Raw genomic sequence first — 13,750 nt, forward strand, 5'->3', positions numbered from 1 at the left:
ATAGCCGGGGCGGAACTGCCCTGCGTAGTTGTTAATGTTGTAAGGGGCGGTCCTGGGTTGGGCACCATTCAGCCCTCGCAGGCCGACTATTTTCAGGCTGTTAAGGGAGGCGGACACGGCGACTATCACCTGATCGTGCTTGCTCCTGCCAGCGTACAGGAGATGTCGGATTTCGTCCCACTGGCATTCGACCTTGCTTTCAAATACAGGAATCCCGTGATGATTCTTAGTGACGGTATGATCGGACAAATGATGGAGAAGGTGGAGCTTTTTGATCCAATTCCACGATGGACCGATGAGGAGATCAAGGAAAAATGGCCCTGGGCTACAACGGGAAAGACCCCCGACAGAGAACGCAACATCATCACTTCGCTTGATCTTGACCCTTCCCGTCAGGAAAGACATAACCACAAACTACAGGCGAAATACAAGGAAATCAGGGAAAAGGAAATCCGTTTCGAAAAGATCCAGTGCGATGATGCAGAGTATATTTTCGTAGCTTACGGTTCCAGCTCCCGTATCGCACAAAAAGCTGTTCAGCTTGGTCGTGCCAAAGGGTTAAAAATAGGACTTTTAAGGCTGATCACCCTCTACCCTTTTCCTTACCAGGAAATAAAAACTCTGGCAGGACAGGTAAAGGGAATGCTCAGTGTTGAGATGAGTGCCGGACAACTCGTGGAAGATATCCAGCTTGCTGTGGAGGGCAAAGTGAAAGTCGAACATTATGGCCGGATGGGCGGTATCATCCACGGACCTGCAGAAATCCTGGAAGCCATGGAAAAAAAACTTATAGGAGGCTAAGACCATGAAAGACGAACTCAGAAATGAAATCATTCAGGCAGAAAATCTGGTTTACAAGAAAACCAGCCTGATGACCGAGAATATCCTGAGCTATTGCCCGGGCTGCGGCCATGGCACCGCTCACCGTATTGTTATGGAAGTATTAGATGAGATGGGCATGCAGCAGGATACCATCGGGATTGCCCCGGTAGGATGTTCAGTGCTTGCATACGACTTTATGAACATTGATATGTTACAGGCCGCTCACGGAAGAGCCCCTGCCCTGGCAACTGCCATTAAACGATTGTGGCCCGGCAAGCTTGTATTCACCTATCAGGGCGACGGAGACCTTGCCGCCATTGGTACTGCAGAGACCATTCATGCCTGCAACCGCGGGGAAAATATCCTGATCGTGTTTATCAATAACGGGATTTATGGAATGACCGGTGGCCAAATGGCGCCAACAACCCTCCCCGGCATGAAAACTGCCACTTCTCCCTATGGTCGAAACATCCAGTTGATGGGCAACCCGCTGAAGATTACTGAACTTGTTGCTGAACTGCCCGGCACTTATTTTGTCACCCGGCAGGCCGTCCACACCCCCGGCAATGTCCGGAAAACCAAGAAAGCCATCCGTAAAGCATTTGATCTGCAAAAAGAAGGGAATGTTGGCACCTGCTTCGTGGAAATTGTATCCAGTTGCAACTCAGGATGGAAAATGAGCCCGGTTGCAGCCAACGAGTGGATGGAAGAACACATGTTCCCCTTCTACCCCCTGGGCGACATCAAAATAAACGGTGAATTGGTAAACAACAAAAACAAATAACCATGACGGAAGAAATCATTATTGCCGGTTTTGGCGGACAAGGTGTACTATCGATGGGAAAGATCCTGGCATATTCAGGAATCATGCAAAACCAGGAAGTAAGCTGGATGCCTTCCTACGGCCCGGAAATGAGGGGCGGTACAGCCAATGTCACCGTTATCCTGAGCGATGAAAGGATATCCTCCCCCATCCTCACAGAATACGATACGGCCATCATCCTGAACCAGCAAAGTATGGATAAGTTCGAGAAAACTGTTAAACCCGGAGGAACCCTGATTTACGATGGAAACGGCATTACACGCCATCCTGAAAGAAAGGATATTAACATCTATCGCGTTGACGCTGCTGATGAAGCTGCCAGAACAGGACTGACCAAGATCTTTAATATGATCGTTCTTGGTGCTTACCTGAAGGTGAAACCACTGGTTGATCTTGAAAATGTTATCCTGGGATTGAAAAAATCATTGCCCAAAAGGTACCATAACCTGATACCCGACAATGAAAGAGCTATTCTCAAAGGACTGGAAATTGTTACACCATTGCACACTGTAAACTAATTGAAATATTTTTGGTAAAAACCTCCTCATCTCTGTGAGGAGGTTTTTTGTTTTTTGTTCGAAAAGGTTTAGCTTTATGCTTTATTTCAGGTATAAATGAACAAGCCCAGCATACACAGAGTACCCCGTTACCATAGTTTCAGGATTTATCTGATATCCACTCTCTTATATATTTTACTCGTTTTCCCGGTTTCCGGTATTCTCACATTTAAATACGGACCGGAATGGATGCAGAATGAAAAACCAATCTCTGGTACTTTGGAAACCGAAGGAGTTATTTTAACATTTGATGGACCTGCAGATACAATAGAGGAGATCAGGGATACAATCATTGAGACCATGACCGGTGTCCCTTTGACAAAGGATACAACAGGAGTTAATCCCACAATGGAAAATGGTGAAAGTGCCAAAAACGGAGGAGAGAGCCGCGAATTTGCCGGAACCATCAGTCTTCTGCTGCGATTATTGCTCATCAGTTTTATTATTGGCTTTTTATTCAGTCTGCCCTTTAAAATATACTTTTCCAGAAAAAGAAAAGGACGGGAAATACCTCCGAAGCTATTCCGGTTTTGCAAGAAATACCTGCTTAAAACTCCAATCATAACTGCGGGGATACTCTTCATATCATACGGGATAGTAGTAGGTTATATGGGTTATATCCTTTTTATCCAAAGCGATTTTAACGAAATCACCCAGAAGTTTTACAAACAGTTTTTCTTTATCACTGTTGTTTCGTCCATCCTGACTTTATTGTTCGTGTATTACTGGCAAAAGCACAGGGTGCACATCCTGTATATTGAACACATCTTCACCCGTGAGGAACTGAGGAAACGTATCATGGCGTTGAAAGAAAGCCGGATTAGGAACCGTTTGTGGGTTTCAAGTGCAATGACGACCCTGCTGCCTTTGCTGATCGTGGTGTTTTATCTCTTCATCAGCATAACAGCCATACAGGACGTGAAAGACCTGACAAATGACCCCGAAGCTTTGAATGTGCTGGTGGGTAAATATAAAATGTACCTTTCGGCGCAAAGCAACCTGGATTTTCTTGCTGAACTGTTTTACGTAAATGCTTTTGACAGTCTGCTTATGTTTGCCGGTATTTTCTCCGGCATACTGATTTCATTTATTTATATACTTTTCTTTGTAAGGTGGACAACCCAGGATATTGTTTATCCTGTGAGGGAGTTATTGGAAAACATGCAAAGGACCGGTCAGGGAGAATTGGACTCCTTTAGTATAGTCAGAACTAATGATGAGATCGGGGAACTCACCGAAGGATACAATGAAATGACTCAGAAGCTAAAAGACTATATTGTGAACATTTCCAGGATGAACGAAGCCAATGCCCGGTTTGTGCCCAGGCAATTTCTGGATTATCTCGGCAAGGAAAGCATTTCAGATATCCGGTTGGGCGACCAGGTACAAAAGGAAATGACAGTATTGTTTACCGATATCCGGGATTTTACCACGATATCAGAACAGATGACACCCAAGGAAAATTTCAATTTCCTCAACAATTATCTGGGATATATGGAACCGGTCATCCGCAACAACAATGGGTTCATCGACAAATTCATGGGAGACTCCATCATGGCCCTCTTTCCTGAGAATGCCGAAGATGCCATCAATGCAGCCATTGAAATGAGGATCAAGCTTCAGGAGTTTAACCATATAATAAGTCAGTTCGGCCAACCTCCCATAAATACAGGCATAGGGATACACACAGGAATGCTTATGCTGGGTGTTGTTGGAGGAGAAGGTCGTATGGATGGCACTGTAATCGCTGATGCTGTCAACCTCACTGCAAGGCTGGAAGGCCTGACTAAATTTTATGGAGCTCCTGTTATTATTTCTGAAGACACTCTGATAAAGATCAGCGACCCAACAAATTATAACTTCCGATTTCTCGATATTGTGCAGGTCAAAGGGAAAAAGAAGGCGGTTTATATCTTTGAAATCCTTGACGGGGAAAGAGAAGACATTAAAAACCTCAAACTTGAGACCAAGCCCATTTTCAGCAAAGCCGTGCAGTCATATAAAGATAAGGCGTTTGAAGAAGCACTGGCCATCTTCAGGATCATACACAAACAAAATCCCAACGATCTGGCTGTTGTAAAATACATCCAACGATGCCGCCGGCTAATCGAACAAGGCAATCCGGAGGAATGGGATGGAATAGAAAAGTTTTAAGGGATATATTTGCAATTTATTGAATACTAATTTGATCATCAATCTATGAGCGGGAAATTTGAAGAGGCTAGAAACTTTATAATAGCTAAATTGTCATCCGGGCTGAATATCGACCTCACCTATCATAATCTGGAACATATACTTGATGTAGAAAATGCCGTAATCCGGCTAAGCCGGATGGAAGATATTTCAGAGGAAGAAATGATACTCCTGAGGACTGCTGCCGTCTTCCACGACTCCGGTATGCTTGTTACCTATTTAAACCACGAGGAAGAATCGTGCAGAATTTGCCGGGAAATCCTTCCTGATTATAATTACCCGGAATCCGATATAGCAATGATCACAAAAATGATCATGACTACAAAGTTACCTCAAACGGCAGAATCACTTATGGAAAAACTCTTATGTGATGCCGATCTTGATTATCTCGGCCGGACAGATTTTTTCATGATAGGGCAGCGCCTGCGATTCGAATGGAATACCTTGCACATAAAAGAAACATCTCTGCTCGAATGGTACTATATACAACGTGATTTTTTAAGTCAGCACGAATACTATACCCATGCTGCCCAGGTGATCAGAAACGATCAAAAAAACGATAACCTTCAGCAAATCATCGAATTATTAAATAATCAATAATTAACAGGATTTTAATTTCCTGATTGATTTAATATTTATATATTTGTGACAATTCAAGCTTAAAGGATTAAAACATATGGAAACATTGCTTAAAAATGTTGTGATGGTACCAACCGATTTTTCAGAGGTATGTACCAATGCAATGAACCAGGCTGCCGAGGCTGCCAAAATTTTAAATTTCAAGGTTGTGCTTCTCCATGTTATCGACAGCAATACAAAATCATTGCTGAAAAAGGAGGGAAAAGATTCTTCCTGGATTGAAGACAAACTGGAAGTAATAGCCAAAGAACTGGAAAAAGAAATGGGTGTTCCTACGGCATACATTGCCAAAGAAGGAAATATCTTTGAAACTATTCCTGAAGTTGCTTCAGAGATTGGTGCCAGTCTCATTTTTCTGGGAACTCACGGAAAAGTTGGGATGCAGAAGCTTACCGGTAGTTATGCATTGAAAGTCATCACAAGCTCACCGGTTCCGGTAATCGTTGTCCAGAAAAGGTACGTAGAAGGTGGTATTAAAAACATAGTGCTACCTATGACCAGCGATGCCGGTCCCTGGGAAAAAACAAAGTGGGCCTCACATATTTCAAAGCAATTCAAAGCCAAAATTGACATCTTCCAGATACACGGTGACGAATCGCTGGAAGAAACAGTTCATGTTATAACAAAGTATTTTGAAGAGAACAATGTCGCTTTTTCCGTAACCATTGCCGAGAAATCCGGAAATTTCACCAAACAGGTTATTGACCACGCCACATCTGTCAATGCAGGAATGATTATGATCATGACCAATCCTGAAAAAGGCTTCAAGGAGTTTTTACTTGGCAGCTACGATGAGGAATTGATCTTTAACACATCACAAATTCCTGTAATGTGCATTAACCCAAGGGATGTAAATTGGAAAAAGATAGTAATATACTAGGATATTCAACCCCTTTGACCCTAACAAAGGGGTTTTTTATTTATATGCAATTACAAACAAGGTAATATCGTCGCTTTGGGTCTCGCCTGAAGTGAAATGTCTCACTTCTTCCAGAACTTTTTTTCGGAGTTTATCAGGATCACCGGTTTTGCATGTAAGTATTGTGTTGAGTAATTTTTTCTCTCCAAAAAACTCTCCTTTGCTATTCTCTGCTTCTGTAATACCATCGCTATACATGCACAACACATCCCCAACCGAAAGGCTGATTGTAGAAGCGGAATATTCCCCATCCTCCAAAACACCTACAGGAGTGCCATGAATCATGGTAAGATTTAATATCTCACCGGAGCTTCTAACCAGGAAAGGAGGATTATGGCCGGCATTGCAGTATGTTAAGGACTGTGCTGAAGTATCCATTATTCCGGCAAACAAGGTTGTAAACATAGCATCGGAGTTATTGCGGCTCAGCTCGGCATTCATATTCTGAACTATTTCCTCTATTCCTGAAGTGCCGGAAATCATCGCCCTGAACAAGCTGATCGTTCGTGCCATAAATAATGCTGCCGGGATCCCTTTACCGGAAACATCGCCAATTAAAAAAAACAAATTGCCATTTTCATGAAGCCAGTAATCAAAGAGGTCACCGCCAATGATCCGGGCCGGTATTACCTGACCCGAAAGCACAATATGCTCGTTCAGCCGTCCTTCCGGCATATGTGCAGGTAACATCTCATCCTGTATCCTGGCTGCGATACGGATCTCACTATCGATTTTCTCCCTTTCTGATGTCGCATTCTCAAGATTTATCATGTATTGCTCCAACTCTTCCTGCATATACCGAAAAGCATTACCCAGTTGCCCAACCTCATCTTTGGTGCGAATCAGCGGCAGAGAAGCGCTTAGATTGCCATTGCCGATTTCCCTTGCTGCATTAACCAGGCTGACCAGTGGACGTGTAATATTCCGCGACATTAGATATAACAATAAACTTATCAAAAGAATACCTACAAATCCTATAAATACCAGGCTATATGTCAGTTTTCGTATCTCATAATATAACTCCCGCTCATTGAAAAATATCAATACATACCATTCGTTGGAAGGTATGGTTTCGAAAGAAACCCAATCGTTACGGTATTGCTTTCCCGCATAGTCTTCCATCGAAATCAAACCCTGCTGTTGCCCGAAGATCGTAGAAAAAACCATTTTGAGACCGCTACCCATGGCTCCATCAGGAAGTTCATCCAGATTCCTTTCACGACCGGATTCAATTAATGGATGTGTGACAATATTACCGGCAGATGTGATCAACATTGCATATCCTGACTTATAAAGCTTAATGGATGAAATAAGATCCTGAAGTCTATCAAGCGAAATATCCACGGTTACCACCCCGGCCATTACCGAATCCTTATCAGAAATCTTATAAAATGGAACAGAATACGTTGACATTATCGTTTCTCCTCCACCCTGGTCAAAATATGGCTCAGACCATGAAGCCCGGTTTTCCTCAACCGGTTTGACAAACCAACCCTTTTCCCAGTAACGGTAATCTGCAGATGCCAGATTTCTGAACTTCACCTGTTCGTTTTCACGGTATACATAAGGAGCATAATACAGTGTATCCGGCTGATACATTCCCGGCAAATATGCCACGCATGCTCCGGAGACCAAGGGAAAACGCTCTAATATAGTAGATATCATTAATTCAAGATCTATCCTCGAATCATGGGAATTATCAAGATAATAGGCAAATTCAACCGGAATCTGTTCAACCCGGTTCAAAATATTTTCAATTTGATTTATGGTAAGGCTGGTAAGGTTTTTAGCATCCTTTCTGGCATCTTCCAGGATATAGGCTCTCGATATCCTGTAGTTATAAATTAGAATTATAACAACCATCAAAGCCACTATCGCAAGAGTGTAAAGAGTTAATCTGAATACAAGGCTTTGCTTCCTGGCCATAAGTTAAAGGAATTAAAAACTTCTTCAAAAATAGCAATACTTACGTGGATATTTAATATAATTATGTATCCCCGACTCAAACAATTTATTATTTTTGTTCATCTCAAAACTAATCTTCAATTATATGGATCAGAAATTAAGCAATCTTATTCTTGTGCCAACCGATTTTTCGGAAACTTGTCAAAATGCCATTAACCACGGTGCTGAAATTGCGGCCTACCTGGATTATAAGCTGGTGATACTTCATGTATTCGACAAGGAAAGTAAGTCAATCCTTAAAAAAGAGGAGCTCAGCTTTACCGATCTTGAGACACAACTCTCAACCCTGGCAAAGAAAGCAGCGGAAACATACAACATCAGAACGGATTTCTTAATCAAGGAGGGTAACATTTTCGACGAGATACACAAAACCGCAGGTGATATTGGAGCTAACCTGATGGTCTTGGGTACACACGGAAAAAAAGGGTTACAGTATATTTTCGGCAGCCATGCCCTTAAAGTTGTCACAAAATCTCCCGTTCCTACGGTAGTTGTCCAGAAAAGAGGTTTTGGTGAAGGTTACAAAAAAATCGTTTTCCCCATAAACGACTTCACTGAGGCAAGGCAGCAGGTCCGTTGGGCAGTCCATATGGCACAGCGTTTCGGCTCCAAGATTTATATTTTTCAGCAACCTTCCGTTGAATCTGACCTGGTATTGAAGATTAAAATTGTAACCCAACAGATTGAAGACGCTTTCAATGAAATGGATATCAATTTTGAGATCGTAAAAGCGGAAAAACCGGGAAACTTTGCTAAGCAGATGATTTCTTTTGCAGCCAGTAAGCATGCCGATATGATCATGATCATGACCGATGCCGATGTCTTTTCACCCGATTTTCGTTCCGGACAGTGGGATGAAACCATGATGTTCAATGAAGCCCAAATCCCTGTTATGTGTATCAATCCGGTTATAACCGGCCAGGTATTTTACAACGAACTCGGATCCGGATTTTAATACCAAGTTAATTATGTGGTCCTGGATCAGCCGTCAATGGCAGGAAAGGCCGCTTTCCCTGATTTTACTTACTGCCATCCTTGTAAGGGTGATTGCGGTAATTTTTTCCAGGGGATATGGCATGCTCGATGATCATTTCCTGGTCATTGAGGCAGGACAATCGTGGGTTGATGGCAATGATTATAACAACTGGCTGCCTTCCAGCGGAAACACTGAACCTAAAGGGCATAGCTTTTTTTATCCGGGTATTCATTCGGGGATCTTTTGGATACTGGAGCAGGCCGGCCTTACTGACCCTCAGGGTAAGATGTATATTGTAAGGTTCCTTCATGCTCTGTTATCTTTGGTCACTGTTGTTATCGGATACAGAATTACCTATTGCATCAGCGATAAAAAGACAGCCCGGATGGCAGCCCTGTTATTGGCAATTTATTGGTTCATGCCCTTTCTCAGCGTCCGTAATATGGTGGAAGTGGTCAGCATACCATTGTTGATGCTTGGCACCTGGATCATCCTGAAAAATTCTGAGCCAGGCGAGCGAAGATGGAGTTATCTGTGGGCCGGCATCATCCTTGGGCTTGCGTTCGATATACGTTTTCAGACAATTTTATTCAGCGGAGGCCTGGGGCTGGTCATGCTTATCCGGCGTCAATGGATACCTGTATTGGTGCTCTCTGCCGGTTATATCATAGCGGTATTCCTCGTTCAGGGAGTTATTGATATGTTTATCTGGGGGTATCCTTTTGCCGAACTAACGGAATACATCAACCATAATATCATTCACTCAACGGATTATATCGTCAGTCCATGGTATACTTATCTCCTGTTAATCACAGGAATACTGATCCCTCCGGTTAGCATTTACCTACTCGCCGGGTTTTTCATATCCTGGAAGAAAAACATCCTGATCTTCCTTCCTGCTTTCATTTTTCTCGTTTTTCACTCGATATTCCCAAACAAACAGGAAAGGTTTATCCTTCCCATCATCCCTTTTATCATAATGGCTGGACTTGCAGGATGGAACAAATTTGTGAACTTATCCTCATTCTGGCAAAAAAACAAAGGACTCCTGAAAGCATCCTGGATTTTTTTCTGGATCATCAACCTTGCACTTCTTCCGGTTATCTCCACCACGTATTCGAAAAAAGCTTTATGTGAGTCAATGTATTACTTATATGGCCAGAATGCCGGGACCGTGATCCTGGCGGATGCCTCACACCGGCATGGTGTTCCTATGCTTCCGCGCTATTACTCAGGTGCCTGGCCGGCAGTTATTGAAACCTATATTTCCCACCCCCCGTCATCCATCGATTCCGCTTTCATTACCGATCCGGAAAAGAAACCCCGATTCCTGATTTTTATTGAAGAGAAAGATATAGAATCCAGGATTGAGGCTATGCGTAAAATATACCCACATATTGAATATGAAACTACCATAGAGCCAGGATTTATTGACCGTGTGATGCATGGTCTGAACCCTGTCAATGCTAACAATGTAATTGTAATTTACAGGAACGGAGAGTTTCCATAATAAAGCAAAAAACTGCACACATTCAGGTTTTACGAACACTGTACCTATGACATTTGAAGAAGCCCATATAAGAATCAAAGACCTTTCGGAACAACTGGAGCAGCATAATTATAATTATTATGTTCTTTCGCAGCCGGTGATCAGCGACTATGAGTTCGACATGCTGATGAACGAGTTGATCGCCCTTGAAAAGCAGTATCCGGAACTGGCTGATCCCTCCTCCCCTGCCAACCGCGTCGGAGGCACAGTCACCAAGGAGTTCCGTTCCGTGAAGCACAAATACCCCATGCTGTCTCTGTCAAACACATACACGGAAGAGGAAATCAATGAGTTCGACCGAAGGGTAAGAAAGCTTATTAGCGGCGAAGTTGAATATGTGTGTGAGCTGAAATACGATGGAGTAGCTATCGGTCTGACCTACCAGGAAGGAAGGCTTATACAGGCACTTACGCGCGGTGATGGGGTACAGGGAGATGATGTTACCCGCAATGTTATGACTGTCAGGAGCATCCCTCTGAAGCTCAAAGGTGATTACCCCAGAGAATTTGAGATCAGAGGAGAAATTCTACTCACCCACAAGCAATTCAGAAAGATCAATGAAGACAGGGAAAGTATGGGAGAGATGCTGTTTGCCAATCCAAGGAATGCCGCATCCGGTAGTTTGAAAATGCAGAATTCAGCAGAAGTGGCAAGGCGGGGGCTGGACTGCTCTTTATATTATCTTCTTGGTGAAAACCTGCCTTTTGAAAATCATTTCGACAGTCTCACCAAAGCCCGTGAATGGGGATTCAAGATATCTGATCATATAAGCTTATGCCGAACCCAGGGTGATATTCACGAATTTATTCAATACTGGGATAAAGCCAGGAGGGAATTACCGTTCGATATTGATGGAGTGGTGATCAAGGTCAATTCATACCGCCAGCAGGAAGAATTAGGTTACACAGCAAAATCTCCACGCTGGGCCATTGCGTACAAGTACAAAGCCGAAGAAGCCGTAACAAGACTTCTTTCGGTCGATCACCAGGTAGGGAGAACCGGTGCGGTAACACCCGTTGCAAACCTGGAGCCTGTCTTTCTTTCGGGTACGACAGTAAAAAGGGCTTCATTGCATAACGCAGATATCATTGCTTCACTTGACCTCCATTATAACGATTTTGTAATCGTTGAAAAAGGCGGAGAGATTATACCTAAGATTACCGGAGTGGATGGCAAGCTCAGGAAAGCTGGTTCGGAACCCGTTACATTTATCTCCAGATGTCCCGAATGTGGTGAAATCCTGGTAAGACAGGATGGTGAAGCAGCATATTACTGTCCGAACAGCAAAAGCTGCCCTCCCCAGATCAAAGGAAAACTGGAACATTTCATAAGTCGCAAAGCTATGGATATCCAAAGCCTTGGAGAAGGAAAGATTGAGTTGTTATTTGATAAAGGACTGATAACAAGACCATCTGACCTTTACAAACTTGTTTTTACAGATCTGCATGGTCTGGAAAAGGAGTATGATAATCCTGAGGACGGAAAAACAAAAAAGATCAGTTTCAGGGATAAAACGGTCTATAATATTTTGCAGGGTATAGAAGCCTCGAAAAATATTCCTTTTGAAAGGGTTTTGTTTGCCCTGGGAATCCGGCATATCGGGGAAACAGCAGCCAAAAAATTAGCAAGGCATTTTGGAAGCATCGAAAAACTTATGACAGCCGGAATGGAAGAACTTATTGGCTTACCCGAGGTTGGAGAAAAAATGGCTTCCTCCATCCTGGATTATTTCCGTGACCCTGAAAACATTGAGATGGTGGCGGAGCTAAAAACACAAGGCTTACAGATGCATATCCCCGATGAAACTAAATCCCCGCCTACCCGGTCGAAGACACTTGAAGAAAAGAGCGTTGTTATCAGCGGTGTTTTTGAAGGTTATTCAAGGGAACAGTTGCAGGAAATAGTTGAACAACATGGAGGAAAAAATACTTCATCTGTAAGCTCCAAAACATCATTTATCCTGGCCGGTGATAAAATGGGGCCGGGCAAACTTGAAAAAGCCGCAACGTTAAATATTCCTATTATTAATCTTCAGGAATTCCTTGAAATGATACAAGAAAAATAAAAAAACCCGGATCATTTTTGATCCGGGTCAACCCATTTTGCTATCATGTGGCTTTTTGAAGTCTTTAAAAAAGCGTTTTCAGGCAATTACCCAGTTCCAGGCGATCTTCATTTCAACAGGACTATAATAAGAGAGGTTTAAGGCTGGTATTCTTTATGATTTCCCCAAGTATTCTGTTTATACTTTTGACTATAAAGAACGATAACATCTAACCCAAAAATTATGGAAAAAAGCGTAACAGCATGTTAAGCGAGTACATCAATCACCAAAACCCATTGATTAACCAAAATATAAGTCTCTGTTGTCAAAGAGCTGTTGCGAAATGAGGATTCTACAAGATATTTGCCCTCAACGCTTGTGTCAAAATTATGACATGGGAAAGCGTTTGTCAATGAGTAGTTTATATGATTTTTTACTAAGTAAAAACCACAGTTGAACTGGAAAAAGTCCGTAGATATAATAAAAAAGCCCGGTTTTAGCCGGGCTCCAAATGTATTTGTTACATTCCGGGGATTAATATTGTTTTATGCTTCCAGCCCCGGAAATATCTGTATTTATGGCAGGGGTACCCTTATAGCGGATGCTTGCTGCTCCCGAAACCCCGGCATTCAATTTTTTACTGGCAAATATCTTTGCATCGGCTGCACCACTAACTTCAATATCAGCCACTTCAACCTCAAACTCAAGAGCATCAATATTGCTTGCCCCGGATAGATCGAGATCCATAGATAACGCATTTCCTTTAAGATCCACGTTGCTGGCACCACTGCAATTACATTCCAATTTTTCCAGAGTCATCTCAAGGTCAATCTCGGAAGCACCACTTGCCTCAAGTTCAAGTTCACCCAGTTTAAAGGTATTGGCAGACGATACATCACAGGCTCCGCTAATATCAAGTTCTTCAAGGTTTTTGAAAGTAATCCTGACGATCATATCACTCTTTGCATTAATATTATCTTTCGTATATATCTTCAGTTCACCTCCAACAACTTCAGTAATAACCTTATCCATGAGATTCTCCTCAAGCTCTAATTGGAGATACTCTTCCTGGCCCTGCGTGAGGATCACTTTAAAAGCTCCTCCAACCTGGATCGAGTTAAATCCTCTGACTTGACGTTCCTGGGTGACAACATTGCCGTTACCTTTTATCTTGCCGGCAAATGTGCATCCGGAACTTAAGCCGAACATCAAAAATATCGCAATAGCGAACAACCATGATTTTTCCATTGTGTTTTTCATAAG

The 13,750-nt window shown here is 42.7% G+C and carries 11 protein-coding genes; 9 read left to right on the top strand and 2 right to left on the bottom strand.

The window, feature by feature from the left end:
* From KKA81_07930 to KKA81_07955, 6 genes are all read left to right on the top strand, one after another.
* Positions 1–801 (top strand): 3-methyl-2-oxobutanoate dehydrogenase subunit beta (locus KKA81_07930; protein ID MBU2650849.1); only part of this gene is annotated, 801 nt, incomplete at its 5' end.
* A 4-nt stretch (positions 802–805) separates the two neighbouring features.
* Entirely contained in the window at positions 806–1,606 is an 801-nt protein-coding gene (locus KKA81_07935) for a 2-oxoglutarate oxidoreductase (protein MBU2650850.1), read from the top strand.
* A gap of 2 nt (positions 1,607–1,608) precedes the next feature.
* Positions 1,609–2,163 carry a 2-oxoacid:acceptor oxidoreductase family protein gene (locus KKA81_07940; protein MBU2650851.1) on the top strand — a complete coding sequence of 185 codons (555 nt, stop codon included), beginning with the start codon at positions 1,609–1,611 and terminating at the stop codon, positions 2,161–2,163.
* Between the two features lie 96 nt (positions 2,164–2,259).
* On the top strand, positions 2,260–4,356 hold the full coding sequence (locus KKA81_07945) for a HAMP domain-containing protein (protein MBU2650852.1): 2,097 nt from the start codon (positions 2,260–2,262) through the stop codon (positions 4,354–4,356).
* Positions 4,357–4,401: 45 nt separating this feature from the next.
* Positions 4,402–4,995, top strand: a complete 594-nt coding sequence (locus KKA81_07950; protein MBU2650853.1) for an HD domain-containing protein — start codon at positions 4,402–4,404, stop codon at positions 4,993–4,995.
* A 76-nt stretch (positions 4,996–5,071) separates the two neighbouring features.
* The gene (locus KKA81_07955) at positions 5,072–5,914 is read left to right on the top strand and encodes a universal stress protein (protein ID MBU2650854.1); all 843 of its coding nucleotides are present in this window, start codon (positions 5,072–5,074) and stop codon (positions 5,912–5,914) included.
* A 36-nt stretch (positions 5,915–5,950) separates the two neighbouring features.
* On the opposite strand, the gene KKA81_07960 is transcribed toward KKA81_07955, so the two are convergent.
* On the bottom strand, positions 5,951–7,879 hold the full coding sequence (locus KKA81_07960) for a SpoIIE family protein phosphatase (protein MBU2650855.1): 1,929 nt from the start codon (positions 7,877–7,879) through the stop codon (positions 5,951–5,953).
* A 124-nt stretch (positions 7,880–8,003) separates the two neighbouring features.
* Between KKA81_07960 and KKA81_07965 the strand changes: the two genes are divergently transcribed.
* The 3 genes from KKA81_07965 to ligA are packed head-to-tail and all read left to right on the top strand — an operon-like array spanning position 8,004 to position 12,508.
* Complete coding sequence (locus KKA81_07965; protein MBU2650856.1) at positions 8,004–8,873, top strand: universal stress protein; 870 nt, start codon at positions 8,004–8,006, stop codon at positions 8,871–8,873.
* A gap of 13 nt (positions 8,874–8,886) precedes the next feature.
* Positions 8,887–10,404, top strand: a complete 1,518-nt coding sequence (locus KKA81_07970) for a glycosyltransferase family 39 protein (protein MBU2650857.1) — start codon at positions 8,887–8,889, stop codon at positions 10,402–10,404.
* Between the two features lie 46 nt (positions 10,405–10,450).
* Positions 10,451–12,508 carry an NAD-dependent DNA ligase LigA gene (gene ligA, locus KKA81_07975; protein ID MBU2650858.1) on the top strand — a complete coding sequence of 686 codons (2,058 nt, stop codon included), beginning with the start codon at positions 10,451–10,453 and terminating at the stop codon, positions 12,506–12,508.
* A gap of 513 nt (positions 12,509–13,021) precedes the next feature.
* On the opposite strand, the gene KKA81_07980 is transcribed toward ligA, so the two are convergent.
* On the bottom strand, positions 13,022–13,747 hold the full coding sequence (locus KKA81_07980) for a DUF2807 domain-containing protein (GenBank protein ID MBU2650859.1): 726 nt from the start codon (positions 13,745–13,747) through the stop codon (positions 13,022–13,024).
* Between the last annotated feature and the right edge of the window lie 3 nt (positions 13,748–13,750).

This window comes from Bacteroidota bacterium, from assembly GCA_018831055.1.
GTDB lineage: Bacteria > Bacteroidota > Bacteroidia > Bacteroidales > B18-G4 > M55B132.

Excerpts from the sequence above, each read along its gene's own strand:
- KKA81_07935 (MBU2650850.1), top strand. The coding sequence starts at position 806 with ATGAAAGACGAACTCAGAAATGAAATCATTCAGGCAGAAAATCTGGTT.
- KKA81_07940 (MBU2650851.1), top strand. The coding sequence starts at position 1,609 with ATGACGGAAGAAATCATTATTGCCGGTTTTGGCGGACAAGGTGTACTA.
- KKA81_07945 (MBU2650852.1), top strand. The coding sequence starts at position 2,260 with ATGAACAAGCCCAGCATACACAGAGTACCCCGTTACCATAGTTTCAGG.
- KKA81_07950 (MBU2650853.1), top strand. The coding sequence starts at position 4,402 with ATGAGCGGGAAATTTGAAGAGGCTAGAAACTTTATAATAGCTAAATTG.
- KKA81_07955 (MBU2650854.1), top strand. The coding sequence starts at position 5,072 with ATGGAAACATTGCTTAAAAATGTTGTGATGGTACCAACCGATTTTTCA.
- KKA81_07960 (MBU2650855.1), bottom strand. The coding sequence starts at position 7,879 with ATGGCCAGGAAGCAAAGCCTTGTATTCAGATTAACTCTTTACACTCTT.
- KKA81_07965 (MBU2650856.1), top strand. The coding sequence starts at position 8,004 with ATGGATCAGAAATTAAGCAATCTTATTCTTGTGCCAACCGATTTTTCG.
- KKA81_07970 (MBU2650857.1), top strand. The coding sequence starts at position 8,887 with ATGTGGTCCTGGATCAGCCGTCAATGGCAGGAAAGGCCGCTTTCCCTG.
- ligA (MBU2650858.1), top strand. The coding sequence starts at position 10,451 with ATGACATTTGAAGAAGCCCATATAAGAATCAAAGACCTTTCGGAACAA.
- KKA81_07980 (MBU2650859.1), bottom strand. The coding sequence starts at position 13,747 with ATGAAAAACACAATGGAAAAATCATGGTTGTTCGCTATTGCGATATTT.